Source organism: Streptomyces sp. NPDC026394 (assembly GCF_055567735.1).
This window is the reverse complement of sequence record NZ_JBVHPX010000003.1, coordinates 555,685-569,551: the sequence shown is the minus strand read 5'-3', so window position 1 is coordinate 569,551 and position 13,867 is coordinate 555,685. Positions and strand designations below refer to the sequence as shown.

Annotated in this window: 10 protein-coding genes; 6 read left to right on the top strand and 4 right to left on the bottom strand. The window is 71.6% G+C overall.

From position 1 onward, the window contains the following. The first annotated feature begins 207 nt into the window (after positions 1–207). From ACZ4QV_RS10970 to ACZ4QV_RS10945, 6 genes are all read left to right on the top strand, one after another. Positions 208–1,545, top strand: a complete 1,338-nt coding sequence (locus tag ACZ4QV_RS10970; RefSeq protein WP_361149069.1) for a carboxylate--amine ligase — start codon at positions 208–210, stop codon at positions 1,543–1,545. Continuing rightward, on the top strand, positions 1,542–2,756 hold the full coding sequence (locus ACZ4QV_RS10965) for an FAD-dependent oxidoreductase (protein WP_467762786.1): 1,215 nt from the start codon (positions 1,542–1,544) through the stop codon (positions 2,754–2,756). The genes ACZ4QV_RS10970 and ACZ4QV_RS10965 overlap by 4 nt, the downstream gene beginning before the upstream one ends. A gap of 353 nt (positions 2,757–3,109) precedes the next feature. Then, the gene (locus ACZ4QV_RS10960; RefSeq protein ID WP_361149075.1) at positions 3,110–4,123 is read left to right on the top strand and encodes a polyprenyl synthetase family protein; all 1,014 of its coding nucleotides are present in this window, start codon (positions 3,110–3,112) and stop codon (positions 4,121–4,123) included. Positions 4,124–4,357: 234 nt separating this feature from the next. Continuing rightward, a complete protein-coding gene (locus ACZ4QV_RS10955) occupies positions 4,358–5,662 on the top strand; it encodes a LolA family protein (protein WP_467762785.1) in 1,305 nt (434 codons plus the stop codon). Positions 5,663–5,777: 115 nt separating this feature from the next. Beyond that, entirely contained in the window at positions 5,778–6,743 is a 966-nt protein-coding gene (locus ACZ4QV_RS10950; protein WP_361615396.1) for an ABC transporter ATP-binding protein, read from the top strand. Then, positions 6,730–7,644, top strand: a complete 915-nt coding sequence (locus ACZ4QV_RS10945; protein WP_361615398.1) for an ABC transporter permease — start codon at positions 6,730–6,732, stop codon at positions 7,642–7,644. The genes ACZ4QV_RS10950 and ACZ4QV_RS10945 overlap by 14 nt, the downstream gene beginning before the upstream one ends. Positions 7,645–7,694: 50 nt before the next feature. Here ACZ4QV_RS10945 and ACZ4QV_RS10940 read toward each other — a convergent pair whose 3' ends face one another. The 4 genes from ACZ4QV_RS10940 to ACZ4QV_RS10925 all read right to left on the bottom strand — a co-directional run bounded on the left by ACZ4QV_RS10940 (position 7,695) and on the right by ACZ4QV_RS10925 (position 13,655). Next, positions 7,695–9,098 carry a M28 family metallopeptidase gene (locus ACZ4QV_RS10940; protein ID WP_361584250.1) on the bottom strand — a complete coding sequence of 468 codons (1,404 nt, stop codon included), beginning with the start codon at positions 9,096–9,098 and terminating at the stop codon, positions 7,695–7,697. A 129-nt stretch (positions 9,099–9,227) separates the two neighbouring features. Next, the gene (gene rarD, locus ACZ4QV_RS10935) at positions 9,228–10,322 is read right to left on the bottom strand and encodes an EamA family transporter RarD (RefSeq protein ID WP_361584253.1); all 1,095 of its coding nucleotides are present in this window, start codon (positions 10,320–10,322) and stop codon (positions 9,228–9,230) included. Positions 10,323–10,546: 224 nt separating this feature from the next. Further along, positions 10,547–11,641 (bottom strand): 2-oxoacid:ferredoxin oxidoreductase subunit beta, encoded by a 1,095-nt coding sequence (locus ACZ4QV_RS10930; RefSeq protein WP_361149090.1) that lies wholly within the window; start codon positions 11,639–11,641, stop codon positions 10,547–10,549. Next, positions 11,634–13,655 (bottom strand): 2-oxoacid:acceptor oxidoreductase subunit alpha, encoded by a 2,022-nt coding sequence (locus ACZ4QV_RS10925; protein ID WP_361584256.1) that lies wholly within the window; start codon positions 13,653–13,655, stop codon positions 11,634–11,636. Before ACZ4QV_RS10925 ends, ACZ4QV_RS10930 begins: the two co-directional genes overlap by 8 nt. Between the last annotated feature and the right edge of the window lie 212 nt (positions 13,656–13,867).

Here is a 13,867-nt window from a genome sequence, read left to right as displayed (position 1 = left end):
GACGGCGGGTGCCGGCGCGGAGGTGCCCGGGGCAGCGGCGAACCGGAGAGAGACAGTGGCAGAAGAGAAACAGAACCGATCGAAAGGCGTTGGCAAAGCGCCATGAAAGAGTTCGTAATGTCTGGAAAGACGGTACCCGAACGGTCAGTTCGGTTCTAACTTCCTTGCGGGGCGTGGCCGGGGCGGGACGCGCCGTTGGGGGGTCAGGTGGCTCGGAGCAGTACGGCGTTCGCGGTGGACCGGACCGTTCCGGGACTCATCGTGAAGATCGGTGACTATCCGCTGCACCACGGCGGAGTGGGGGCGATCCGCAGTCTGGGACGTCTCGGCGTACCCATGTACGCGATCACCGAGGACCGGTTCACCCCCGCCGCCACCTCACGCTACCTGCACGGACGCTGCGTCTGGCCCACCACCGGACGCGAGGACCCGCAGCGGCTCGTCGAGGTGCTGCTGCGCATCGGCAAGCGGATCGGCCGGCCCGCGGTCCTGATTCCGACCGACGAAGAGGCCGCTGTCCTGACCGGTGAGTACGCCGACGTCCTCGGCGGCCACTTCCTCCTGCCCCGCACCGGAGCCGGCCTGCCGCGCCGCCTGGCGAGCAAACAGGGGCTGTACGAACTCTGCGTCGAGCACGGTATTCCGTCACCGGCGTCCGCCTTCCCCGAGTCGCTGTCGGACATCGAGCACTTCGCCGCACGGGCGCGCTTCCCGGTCGTGGCCAAGAACCGCGAGGCGTTCCAGCGGCGCCGGCACCCCGCGGTCGCCGGCACCACCCTGATCGCGGGCCCCGGCCAGCTCCTCGGCCTGGCCCGCGACTGGGGCCCGCGGCCGGACGTGATCCTCCAGGAGTACCTGCCGCGGGAGGAGGCCGAGGACTGGATCGTGCACGCGTACTTCGACGCGGACAGCACCGCGCTGAGCCTGTTCACCGGGGTCAAGGTGCGCTCCTGGCCGCCGCACGCGGGCATGACGGCCTGCGCGTACGTCGTCGACAACCCCGAACTGGCCGAGCTGACCGCCCAGTTCGTCAAGCGCGTCGGCTTCAGCGGCATCGTGGACCTGGACTGGCGCTACGACCGCCGGGACGGCGCGTACAAGCTGCTGGACTTCAACCCGCGGATGGGCGCCCAGTTCCGGCTGTTCGAGAACGAGGCGGGCGTCGACGTCGTACGGGCCCAGCACCTGGACCTGACCGGCCGGAAGGTCCCGGAGGCGGAACAGCGGGCCGGACAGCGGTTCGTCGTGGAGAACATCGACCTGCCGGCGCTGCTCGCGTACCGCCGCAGCGGCTACACCACGCCCCACGCGCCGAGCCGCGCCACCGGCACCGAGCTGGCGTGGCTGGCCGCCGACGACCTCAAGCCGTTCTTCACGATGCTGGCCCGGTTCGTCGGCCCGGGCGCCCGGCATCTGGTCGAACTGCGCCGGACGAGCAGACGCGCGCGGGCGATGAACGGGGGATCAGTGCGGCCGTTCCCCGCCAGGGCAGTGGGGGGCACTGCCGGACCAGCAGCAACACCCTGGGGAGGGGAACGCACGTGAACACTCCGGTAGCAGTCCTCGGAGCCGGTCCGTACGGCCTGTCGACGGCGGCGCACCTGCGCGCGCTGGGCGTGCCCGTACGCGTCTTCGGCCGGCCGATGGTGAGCTGGCGCGAGAACATGCCCGCGGGCATGCTGCTCAAATCGACACCGGCGGCGTCCACCATCGACGCCCCGCAGACCGGGCACACGCTCCAGGACTTCTGCGACGCGACGGGCGGGCGGCGCTACGAGTCCGACTGGGACATCCTCCCCGTCGAGACCTTCGTGCGGTACGGCGAATGGTTCCAGGAACGGCTGGTTCCCGACCTGGAACAGGTACGGGTCGTCTCGGTCGACCGGCGGTCCGGCGGCTACGACCGGCACTCCGACGGATTCGAGCTGAAACTGGACAGCGGCGAACAGTTCCGGGCCCGCGCGGTCGTCGTGGCCACCGGACTGACCGGCCTCGCCCGGCTGCCGCGTGAGCTGGCCGCGGCGGTGCCGGACGGGCCGTCCCCCACCGGCCCGGTCTCGCACAGCTCCCAGCACCGCGACCTGTCGGCCTTCGCGGGCCGGGACGTGGTGGTGGTCGGCGCCGGACAGTCGGCGCTGGAGAGCGCGGTGCTGCTCGCCGAGTCCGGCGCCCGGTCCGTACGGGTCGTCGCGCGCGGGCGTACGGCGGTGGGCTTCGGCGCGCCGCCGGACCATCAGCCCAGGCTGCGGCCGGAGACACCGTTCGGCAACGCGTGGTCGCTGTACGCGTTCACGTACTACGCGGGCGGTTTCCGCCACCTGCCCGCACCGGCCCGGCGCTACCTGGTCCGCCGGGTGCTGGGGCCGCTGGGCGCCTGGTGGCTGCGCGACCGCTTCGTGGGGCGCGTCCAGGTCACGGCCGGGCAGCGGATCGTCCGGGCCCGCGTCGAGGACGGCCGCCCGGTCCTGACGCTGCGCGCGCCCGACGGCCGCACCGGCGAACTGGCCGCCGACCACGTCCTGGCCGCCACCGGCTACCAGGTCGACCTGGCGGCGATGGACTTCCTCGGCCAGGGCCTGCGCACCGGCGTCACGGTCAGCGGCGGAGGTCCCCGCCTGGACGCGGGCTTCGGCTCGTCCGTCCCGGGCCTGCACTTCACGGGCCTCCCGGCGGCGGCGTCCTTCGGGCCCGTGATGCGTTTCGTCTGCGGTACGGAGTTCGCGTCCCGGCGGGTGGCGGAGGCGGTGGCGCGGTAGGGGAGGACGGTACGGGGGAGAGCGCCGGCGTCCGAGCGGGGGCGTGGGCGCGGGCCCGGGCGGGACTCCGGGGCCCGCCTCCGGGCGGATGCCTGACCGGGAGGTCGGACGAGCACCCCGTCGCACCGCGGCCGGGGCGCTCCGTTCTGTCCGGAATCCGCTGGTGTCCGAGGTGCGAGAAGCGTGTTCGCCATGCGGACGCGGGCGGGTGTCGAACGGCTCGCACACCGTTCGAGTGTCTCGGAGGGGCGGGCGCTCACGGTGATCCAACAGCGACCGGATACGCTGGCCAATGGTGGAGACAGCGACAGATCGACATTCCGTTTGATCGTCAGCAGACAGGAGTACCCCTCGTGACCGTCGTCGGGCCCTTCGGGCTGAGCGTGCGGGACCAGGCTCTCGAGGCCGATGTCCAGGCCGGGTTGGCGGCTGTCGAGGAGGGCCTGCTGGAGGCCACCAAGAGCGACGTGCCGTTCATCACCGAGGCCGCGCAGCATCTCGTCCGCGCAGGTGGCAAGCGGTTCCGGCCGCTGCTGGTGATGCTGGCCGCGCAGTTCGGCGACCCGCACACGCCGGGCGTCGTCCCCTCGGCCGTCGTCGTGGAGCTGACGCACCTGGCGACGCTGTACCACGACGACGTCATGGACGAGGCGGACGTGCGCCGCGGGGTGGCCAGCGCCAACGCCCGCTGGGGCAACTCCGTCGCCGTACTGACCGGCGACTTCCTCTTCGCGCGCGCCTCGCACATACTGGCCGACCTCGGGCCGGAGGCCGTCCGCATCCAGGCCGAGGCATTCGAACGCCTCGTGACCGGTCAGATCCTGGAGACGGCGGGCCCGCGGGACGGCCGTGACCCGATCGACCACTACCTGGACGTCATCGCGGGCAAGACCGGCTCGCTGATCGCCGTCGCGGGCCGCTTCGGCGCGATGATGTCCGGCGCCGACGAGACGACCGTCAACATCCTGACCCAGTACGGCGAACGCCTCGGCACCGCCTTCCAGCTCGCCGACGACGTCCTGGACATCGCCAGCGACTCCCACGAGTCCGGCAAGACGCCCGGCACGGACCTGCGCGAGGGCATCCCGACCCTGCCGGTCCTGCACCTGCGCGCGCTGGCCGACGGCGCACACGGCACCGACAAGGACCGCGAGCTGCGCGACCTGCTGGCCGGCGACCTGACCGACGACGCCCGGCATGCCGAGGCGCTGGCCGGACTGCGTGCCCACCCGGCGCTGGAGCAGGCCCGCCGCGACACGGTGCGCTACGCGGAGGAGGCACGGGCCACCCTGGCGCCGCTGCCGGAGTGCATGGCGAAGGCCGCGCTGGAAGGGCTGTGCGACTCGGTGGTGCACCGGGCGGGGTGACCTCCGGTAACCCTTAGGGTCCGTCTCTGTCTTTGGTCATACCGGTTCCACCCTGCGGTGGTGTGGGGCTCATCCCACCGGAGTACGGGAGTTGACCCCCGGGGCTGACGCGTCCGGCTGGCCGGTTTGGTGGGATGGAGAGCACCACGCCGCGGCGGAACGGGTCACAATGAGCCCGGGAGTGGGACGAGTGCGTCGCGCAGCAGGCCGCCGCTTACGACGGAGGTAAGGCACATGCCACGGAACCAACCGGCACAGGTCACCGACGAGTGGGACGGGGGGCGCTCCGCGAAGCGCCGCAGAACGATGCGGTACGCCGTTCCGGCCGCCGTCGTGGGTATCACCGCGGCCACGATCGGGCTGGTCCCGGCGTTCGCCGGTTCCGGCTCCCCGGACCTGCCGAAGATCTCCGCGCAGGACCTGATAGCCAAGGTCGCCGCGTCGGACGTGCAGCAGTTGTCCGGCACGGTCCGCACGAACACCGACCTGGGACTGCCGTCCCTGTCGGGTGCCGGCGCCGGTGCCTTCGGCGGCTCCGCGGGCCAGGGCGGCAGCGGCTCGGGCGACAAGGACCGTACGGGAGCCTCCGCGAGCCCGCAGAACCAGCTCATGGACCTGGCGTCCGGCTCGCACACGCTGCGCGTCGCCGCCGACGGGCCGGACAAGCAGCGGGTCTCGGTCGTCGGCAAGGCCGCCGAGTACAACCTCGTGCACAACGGCCGTGACCTCTGGGGTTACGACAGCAAGAGCAACACCGCGTACCACAGCACGATCCCGGCCAAAGCGGACAAGGGTGGGAAGCACGGTACGGACGGGTCCGGCACGTCCGGCGACCTGAAGAACGCCACCCCGCAGGAACTGGCCAAGAAGGCGCTCGACGCGGTCGGCGACACCACCTCGGTGACCGTCGACGGCACCGCCAAGGTGGCCGGGCGGGACGCGTACCAGCTCTCGATCAAGCCGAAGCAGGCCGGTTCCACGGTCGACTCGATCCGGATCTCGGTGGACGCCGAGACCGGCGTACCGCTGAAGTTCACGCTCACGCCCAAGGGCGGCGGCGCCGCCGCGATCGACGTCGGCTTCACCTCCGTCGACTTCGCCAAGCCCGCGGCCGGCACCTTCGACTTCAAGCCGCCGAAGGGCGCCGAGGTCGTGGACGGCGACAAGGCCCGCGCGCAGCAGCGCGCCAAGGGGGAGCGGACGGCCGAGGACCTCCAGGGCATCCTGGGGCAGTACGGCCTGGGCGGCAAGAACGCCGCGAAGGGCAAGGGCGGCGTCGACGTCATCGGCTCCGGCTGGACCTCGATCGCCCACGTCAAGGGCGTCGGCTCCGGTCTCTCCTCGGCCGACGGCAAGGGCGCGTCCGGTGACGCGGCCAAGCTGCTGGACAGCCTGGGCGAGAAGGTGAACGGGAAGTTCGGCTCCGGCCGGCTCTTCAGCACCCGCCTGGTCAACGCCCTGGTGACGGACGACGGCTCGGTCTACGCCGGTGCCGTGGACAAGGAGTCCCTGATCAAGGCGGCCGAGTCCGCCAGGTGACGGGACCGGCGCGGGGCGGGGCCGGCCGGCCCCGCCCCGCGTCCGGGACGGGACCGCCGGCGCGACCGGCCGCGGTCACCGGTGCGACCACAGGCGTGACCACATGGGGGAGCCGATGACGCAGCCGTCCGCCGGGGACCGGGTGATCGAAACCCGGGGGCTGACGAAGACCTACCGCGGCGGGCCACCGGCCGTCGACCGTCTCGACCTCGCCGTACCGCGCGGCACCGTCTTCGGCTTCCTCGGACCCAACGGCTCGGGCAAGACCACCACCATCAGAATGCTGCTCGGCCTGATCGAGCCGTCGGCGGGCGGCGTCCGGCTGCTCGGCGAACCGATGCCGCGGGCCGCCCGCCGGGTGCTCCCCAGGGTCGGCGCCCTCATCGAGGGACCGGCGCTGTACGGCTTCCTCAGCGGGCGGGACAACCTCGTCCGGTACGACGCGGCCGATCCGGCCACGGACCCCCGCACCCGCGGCCACCGCGTGGGCCACGCGCTGGAACGGGTCGGGCTGGCCGCCGCCGCCCGCAAGAAGGCGCGCGCCTACTCGCTGGGCATGAAGCAGCGGCTGGGGCTGGCCGCGGCGCTCCTCCAGCCCCGCGAACTCCTCGTGCTGGACGAGCCGACCAACGGCCTGGACCCGCAGGGCATGCGCGAGATCCGTACGCTCGTCAGAGAGCTGGCGGGCGACGGCACCACCGTCTTCCTCTCCTCCCACCTCCTCGACGAGATAGAGCAGGTCTGTACGCACGCCGCCGTGATGGCCCGCGGCCGGCTCGTCACCCAGGGCACGGTCGCCGCGCTGTCCGCGGGCACGCGCGGGCGGCTGGCGGTCGGCACCCCCGACACCGCCGACGCGGCGCGGGTGCTCAAGGAGTGCGGGGTGACCGACCTCGTGGTGGCGGAGGAGCGGGTGTCCGGTGACCTGCCGACGCCGGCCGGCGGGCCGCCCGACCTGGCGGAGGTGAACGCCGCTCTCGTACGGGCCGGGGTGCGCGTCCGGGCCTTCGGCGTGGAACGGGCGTCCCTGGAGGACGTCTTCGTGCAGTTGACCGGGGAGGGCTTCGATGTCGCGGGTTGAGACGGCCGGGAGCGCGGGGGCCGGGAGGGCGCCGGCCGGCAGCGCGGCCGTGCGCCGTGCGCCGCGACCGCTGTGGTCGCTCGGCCTGCTGCGCAACGAGATCGGCATGACCTTCCGGCGCTGGCGCACCCTCGCGCTGCTCGCCGTCCTCGCCGCCGTACCGGTCCTGATCGGTGTCGCCGTCAAGATCGAGACGAGCGGTGAGGGCGGCGGACCGGGCGGCTCCGGCGGCGCGGCATTCGTCTCCCAGATCACCAACAACGGCCTCTTCCTGGTCTTCACCGCACTCGCCGTCACCCTGCCGGTCTTCCTGCCGCTGGCGGTCGGGGTGGTCGCCGGGGACGCCGTCGCCGGTGAGGCGCACGCGGGGACGCTGCGCTACCTGCTCGTCGCCCCGGCAGGGCGGACCCGGCTGCTGCTGGTCAAGTACGCGACGACGCTGACGTTCTGCCTGGTGGCGACGCTGGTCGTGGCGGTGTCGGCGCTGGTGACCGGCGCGCTGCTGTTCCCGGTCGGCGAGGTGACGCTGCTGTCCGGGACGACCGTGCCGTTCGGCGAGGGGCTGCTGCGGGCGCTGGCGATCGCGGTCGTCGTGGCGCTGTCCCTGGTGGGGGTGGCGGCCATCGGCCTGTTCGTCTCGACGCTCACCAACAGCGGCATCGCGGCGATGGCCACCACCGTCGGTCTGCTGATCGTGGTGCAGATCCTGGACACCATCCCGCAACTGCACGCGATCCAGCCGTACCTCTTCTCGCACCACTGGCTGTCCTTCGCCGACGTGCTGCGCGAACCCGTCTACTGGGACCAGCTCCAGAAGAACTTCGGGCTCCAGGCGGTGTACGCGGCGGTCTTCGGCTCCGCGGCCTGGGCGCGCTTCACGGCGCGGGACGTCACGGCCTGAGCCGCGGCGCCCCGCGCCGTACGCTCCCGGTCCGCCGGTGCGGCCGGCCGTCAGAAGGTGAGCTTCCAGCCGTCGATGTAGCCGGTGTCCTGCGGACCGAGGTCCTGCACCCGCAGCCGCCAGGTGCCGTCGGCCGTCTCGGCGGACGCGTCGACGGTGTACGTGGTGAGCACGTTCGGCGCCGAGTCCGAGCCGCTGGAGTTCTTCAGCCGGTACGCCTGCCCGCTCGGCCCCACGAGGTCGATGGCCAGGTCACCGCGGTAGCTGTGCTTGATGTCCACGCCGACCTGGAGGGTGGCCGGCGCGTTGCCGGTACGGCCGGAGACCGTCACCGACGAGGTCACCGCGGCGCCCGCGTCCGGGATCTGCACGTCGTCGGTGTTCTCGAAGACGGTGCCGCCGGGCGGGGTCGTCGTGCCGACGCCCAGCGTCCACACCGCGTGGGCGACGGCGTCGCTGTTGCGGTCCAGGGCGGTGTCGTCGATGTTCGACGACGTGTCGCAGGAGCGGTGGTAGCAGCGGTCGAAGGGCTGGCCCGCCGTACCGCCCCACTTCTGCGCCTGCGCGGCCGTCTTGGTGTAGTCCGCGCCGGAGAACAGGCCGCCCACGGGGATGCCGACGTTCTTGAACGGCGCGTGGTCGCTGCGGCCGTCGCCCTCGGTCTCGATCTCCGTGGGGACGTTCAGCGAGGCGTAGTACGCCTTGAACACGGCCTCGATGGCGCGGTCGTCGTCGTAGACGAAATAGCCGGGGTTCGGGGAGCCCACCATGTCGAAGTTCAGATAGCCGCTGAACTTCGACCGCTCCGTCGCGGCCAGCCGGCTCACGTAGTACTGCGAGCCGCGCATCCCCAGCTCTTCGGCGCCCCACCAGCCGAACCGCAGGTGCTTGGCGGGCTTGGCGCCCGCGCGGGCGACGGCCAGCGCGGTTTCGAGGACCGCGGCCGAGCCGGAGCCGTTGTCGTTGATGCCGGGGCCCGCGCTGACGGAGTCCAGGTGCGCGCCGGCCATCAGGATCTGGTTCGGGTCGCCGCCGGGCCAGTCGGCGATCAGGTTGTAGCCGGTGGTGCCGCCGGTGGTGAACTGCTGCACGCTGGTGGTGAAGCCCGCGGCGTCCAGCTTGCCCTTGATGTAGTCGATCGAGGCCCGGTAGCCGGGCCGGCCGTGGGCCCGGTTGCCGCCGTTGGCGGTGGCGATCGACTGGAGCTGGCTCAGGTGCGCCTTGACGTTGACCACCGGCAGGTCGGGGGCGGCGGCGGTGCTGACGGCGGGGGCGGTGGAGCGGGCGGCGGCAGGCGCGGCGGTGGCCGCACCGGCCGCCCCGGGTATCGCAACGATCAGGCCGAGTACGGCACCGGCGGCGGTCAGCCCGAGGCCGCCGGGACCGTTGCCGCCGCTGCTGCCAGATCTTCGAAAACGCCTGGTCGTGCAGGGTCTTGCGGCATTCCATGACATGAGGGGTCTCCGGATTCCGAACGTGACATGAACGGACCGTGCATGGCGCGAAGCTGATGCTGGGCGCGCCGCGCCCCGCTGGCAAGGCGGAATCCGGACACCCCGACCCGCATATCGTTCCGCGGCGGATCAGTGCTTGGACGCACCCAGCTCCGGGGCGGATTCCGGGGCGGCTGCCGGAACGGACGGTGCGGAGGCGGACGTGGCCGCCGGGACGGACTGCCCGGCTGCCGGGGCGGTGTCCCGGGTGGCCTGCTCCGCGGTGGCCGGGGTCAGGGCCGCGGCCGTCTCGCCGACCACTTCCTGGGCCGTCTTGCGGGCCGTGGCCAGCGCCGTACGCGCGGACCGGGCGGTGCGCACCGCGTCGTAGGTCAGCACCACCAGCGCCAGCCAGACGAGACCGAAGCCCGCCCAGCGCTCCACCGGCATCTCCTCGTGGAAGACCAGCAGACCGAGCGCGAACTGGAAGGTCGGCGCGAGGTACTGGAGCATCCCGAGCACGGTCAGCGGCAGCCGTACCGCCGCCGCCCCGAAGGCGATCAGCGGCAGCGCGGTGGCCACGCCGCAGCCCATGAGCAGCAGCATCTGGCCCACCCCGCCGGTCAGGAACCCGGCCTCGCCGCGCGCGCCGAGGAAGATCAGGATGCCGAGCGCGGGCAGGAACTGCATCGCCGTCTCGGCGCTGAAGCCCTCGATGCCGCCCAGCTTCACGCCCTTCTTGACCAGGCCGTACGTGGCGAACGTGAACGCCAGCGCGAGGGAGATCCAGGGCACCTGGCCGTACGCCACGGCCATCACGACCACCGCCGCGGTGCCGACGCCCACGGCGGTCCACTGCAGCGGCCGCAGCCGTTCGCGCAGCACCAGCACGCCGAAGGCGATGCTGACCAGCGGGTTGATGAAGTAGCCGAGGCTGGCTTCGAGTACGTGCCCGGCGTTGACCGCCCAGATGTACAGGAACCAGTTGACGGAGATGACCGCGGCGCAGACCAGCACCATGCCGAGCCGCTTGGGCTGCCGCACCAGCTCCCGTACCCAGGACCAGCGGCGTATCGCGGCCAGGATGAGGACGGCGACCGGCAGCGACCACACCATCCGGTGGGCCAGGATCTCGGTGGGGGCCAGGTCGCCCAGCAGGTGCCAGTACAGCGGGAGAAGACCCCACACCACGTACGCGGCGGTGCCGTAGACGAGTCCTGTGCGCTGTTCGTTCTGGGGTTGCAAGGGGCCCTCCGGAGGAATGCTGCTCCATCTGCGCCGGCGGTGGTGCGGGTCGCGCTCCGAAGGTAACGCCGGACGGCCCAACTGTCATGTCCGTTCCGGTAGACGGTCATGACAGGGGCGCGGCGGCGGTGCGGGCCGGCCACCTCGTGGCCGAAAACGACGGTGCCCGTACGGGACGTCCGAAGACGCTCCGTACGGGCACCGGAAGGCCCGTGACCGGCTGCTCAGCCGACCACCGTCCAGGTGTCGTGGCCGGCCAGCAGGGAGGCCAGGTCGCCCTTGCCCTTCTGCTCGATGGCGGTGTCCAACTGCTCACCCATGAGCGTGTCGTACACCGGGCGGTCCACGTTGCGCAGCACGCCGATGGGGGTGTGGTGCAGCGTGTCCGGGTCGGCGAGGCGGGACAGGGCGAACGCGGTGGTCGGCGAGGCGTTGTGCGCGTCGTGGACGAGCACCGCGTCCGCGCCCACCGCCGCCACGTCCACGACCTTCAGGTCGCCGGTGGCCGGATCGCGCACCACGCCCTTGGAGCCGAGGCCGTCCTCGGCGAGCGCTCCGAAGCGGATCGGCTGCCCGTGCTCCAGCCGGATCACGGCCTCCTCGGCCTGCTGCTTGTCCTTGAGGACCTCGAAGGCGCCGTCGTTGAAGATGTTGCAGTTCTGGTAGATCTCCACCAGCGCGGTGCCCGGGTGGGCGGCGGCCGCGCGCAGCACACCGGTCAGGTGCTTGCGGTCGGAGTCGACCGTACGGGCCACGAAGGACGCCTCCGCGCCGATGGCCAGCGACACCGGGTTGAAGGGCGCGTCCAGCGAGCCCATCGGCGTCGACTTCGTGATCTTGCCGACCTCGGAGGTGGGGCTGTACTGGCCCTTGGTCAGGCCGTAGATCCGGTTGTTGAACAGCAGGATCTTGAGGTTGACGTTGCGGCGCAGCGCGTGGATGAGGTGGTTGCCGCCGATGGACAGCGCGTCGCCGTCACCGGTGACGACCCACACCGACAGGTCGCGGCGCGAGGAGGCCAGACCGGAGGCGATGGCCGGGGCACGGCCGTGGATGGAGTGCATCCCGTACGTGTTCATGTAGTACGGGAACCGGGACGAGCAGCCGATGCCCGAGACGAAGACGATGTTCTCCTTCGCCAGACCGAGTTCGGGCATGAAGCCCTGCACGGCGGCGAGAACCGCGTAATCACCGCAGCCGGGGCACCAGCGCACTTCCTGGTCGGACTTGAAGTCCTTCATGGACTGCTTGGCCTCGGCCTTGGGCACCAGGGAGAGCGCCTCGATCGTCGAGGTCCCCTCCGCGATCGTCTCAGTCATTGATGGCCTCCTTAAAGACCTCCGCAAGCTGCTCGGCCTTGAACGGCATTCCGCTGACCTGGGTGTACGAGCGGGCGTCGACGAGGTACTTCGCCCGCAGCAGTGTCGCGAGCTGGCCGAGGTTCATCTCCGGTACGACCACCTTGTCGTAACGCGCCAGCACCGCGCCGAGATTCCGCGGGAAGGGGTTGAGATGGCGCAGATGGGCCTGTGCGACCCGCTCCCCGTCGCGCCGTACGCGCCGGACGGCCGCGGTGATCGGCCCGTACGTCGAGCCCCAGCCCAGCACGAGGGTGTCGGCGCCCCGCGCGGCGGCGGCACCCTGGCCGTCGTGGACGGCCGCCTCCACCGTCGGGTCGTCGACCTCCAGGTCCGGCACCTCGATGCCGTCGATCTTCGCCTGGCGGGTGCGCACCATGAAGTCGTGGTTGGCCGGGTCGTAGGAGATGTTGCCCGTGCCGTCCTGCTTCTCGATGCCGCCGATCCGGTGCTCCAGACCGGGCGTGCCGGGCACCGCCCACGGCCGGGCGAGGGTCTGCTCGTCGCGCTTGTACGGCCAGAACACCTCGGTGCCGTCGGCCAGCGTGTGGTTCGCGCCGGACGCGAACTGCACCCGCAGGTCGGGCAGTTCGTCGACCTCCGGGATGCGCCACGGCTCGGAGCCGTTGGCCAGGTAGCCGTCGGACAGCAGGAAGACCGGCGTACGGTACGTCAGCGCGATGCGCGCCGCGTCCAGCGCCGCGTCGAAGCAGTCGGCCGGTGTCCTCGGCGCCACGATCGGTACCGGCGCCTCGCCGTTGCGCCCGTACATCGCCTGGAGCAGGTCGGCCTGCTCGGTCTTGGTGGGCAGGCCGGTGGACGGGCCGCCGCGCTGGATGTCCACGATGACCAGCGGGAGTTCGAGGGAGACCGCGAGCCCGATGGTCTCCGACTTCAGCGCCACACCGGGGCCCGAGGTGGTGGTCACCGCGAGGGCGCCGCCGAAGGCGGCGCCCAGTGCCGCGCCGATGCCGGCGATCTCGTCCTCGGCCTGGAAGGTCCGCACGCCGAAGTTCTTGTGCTTGCTCAGCTCGTGCAGGATGTCCGAGGCCGGCGTGATCGGGTACGAGCCGAGGTAGAGCGGCAGATCGGCTTGCTGCCCGGCGGCGATCAGGCCGTACGACAGTGCCAGGTTGCCGGAGATGTTGCGGTACGTCCCCGTCGGGAACGCCTGGGTGGCCGGCGCGACCTCGTAGGAGACCGCGAAGTCCTCGGTGGTCTCACCGAAGTTCCAGCCCGCGCGGAACGCGGCGACGTTCGCCTCGGCGATGTCCGGCTTCTTGGCGAACTTCTGCCGCAGGAACGCTTCGGTGCCCTCGGTCGGCCGGTGGTACATCCACGACAGCAGGCCCAGCGCGAACATGTTCTTGGAGCGCTCGGCCTCCTTGCGGGAGAGCCCGAACTCCTTGAGCGCCTCGATCGTCAGCGTCGTCAGCGGTACCGGGTGGACGTTGTACGCCTGCAGCGACCCGTCCTCCAGCGGGCTGACGTCGTAGCCCACCTTCGCCATCGGCCGCTTGGTGAACTCGTCCGTGTTGACGATGATCTCCGCGCCGCGCGGCAGGTCCGCCAGGTTCGCCTTCAGCGCGGCCGGGTTCATCGCCACCAGGACGTTGGGCGCGTCGCCGGGGGTGAGGATGTCGTGGTCCGCGAAGTGCAGCTGGAAGCTGGAGACGCCCGGCAGGGTACCGGCGGGGGCCCGGATCTCGGCGGGGAAGTTCGGCAGCGTCGACAGGTCGTTGCCGAAGGTCGCCGTCTCGGAGGTGAACCGGTCGCCCGTGAGCTGCATACCGTCACCGGAGTCGCCCGCGAACCGGATGATCACCCGGTCCAGGCGACGTACCTCTTTACCGCCGTTTTTACCGCCGTCTGTACCGCCGTTCTTCCCGCCGTCGGCGCCGGTCCCGGGAGCCTGCGGCTCCCGGGTGAGCGCTCCGTCGGCCTGCTCGGCTTGGCTGCTGACCTGGCTGGTCACTGCTTCGGACCTCCCTCGGGGCGGTGGCTCGGGACTCGTCGTGCCGACCGGTCGTCCCACGAACATCGTACGTGGGTAAGGGTCGCCTTCCCTGGGCCGATCACATGATGGACGTGGACATGAGACAGCACTCTGTCAGGAATTGTCATGAAAGAACCGCCCCCCGGCCCCCTTCTCCAAGACGCTCGCGTCTCGGCCTTTGGTTCTACTCC

Coding starts and splice junctions, on each gene's coding strand:
- ACZ4QV_RS10955 (WP_467762785.1), top strand. CDS start 4,358: ATGCCACGGAACCAACCGGCACAGGTCACCGACGAGTGGGACGGGGGG.
- ACZ4QV_RS10950 (WP_361615396.1), top strand. CDS start 5,778: ATGACGCAGCCGTCCGCCGGGGACCGGGTGATCGAAACCCGGGGGCTG.
- ACZ4QV_RS10945 (WP_361615398.1), top strand. CDS start 6,730: ATGTCGCGGGTTGAGACGGCCGGGAGCGCGGGGGCCGGGAGGGCGCCG.
- ACZ4QV_RS10940 (WP_361584250.1), bottom strand. CDS start 9,098: ATGTCATGGAATGCCGCAAGACCCTGCACGACCAGGCGTTTTCGAAGA.
- ACZ4QV_RS10930 (WP_361149090.1), bottom strand. CDS start 11,641: ATGACTGAGACGATCGCGGAGGGGACCTCGACGATCGAGGCGCTCTCC.